At 44.1% G+C, this 229-nt stretch carries 1 protein-coding gene; it reads right to left on the bottom strand.

Annotated features, from left to right (window positions below):
- Nucleotides 1-229, bottom strand: a 229-nt coding sequence (locus AAEY83_RS19065; RefSeq protein ID WP_351061858.1) for an aminotransferase class I/II-fold pyridoxal phosphate-dependent enzyme, incomplete at both ends; no start/stop codon positions are given.

The raw sequence follows: 229 nt of genomic DNA, 5'->3' as shown, positions 1-229 counted from the left end.
GCGTAAGCAGCGCTTTAAGCTCCTCTCTCGTCCACACCCGCCCGCCCGGATTGTGCGGGTTGCATAATAAGTACAGCTTTACTTTATGCTCAATTATCTTAGCTTCGATATCGTCCAAATCCAGTTGATATTTACCGTCAATTTCCTCTAATGCCGACATCACTAGCGTACGATTATTTTGCTTCACCTTAGTCATAAAGGGCGTATAAATAGGATCATTGACCAGTAC

Source organism: Psychrobacter sp. TB20-MNA-CIBAN-0197 (assembly GCF_040309765.1).
Lineage (GTDB): Bacteria > Pseudomonadota > Gammaproteobacteria > Pseudomonadales > Moraxellaceae > Psychrobacter > Psychrobacter submarinus.
This window is presented reverse-complemented; position numbering and strand designations above follow the sequence as displayed.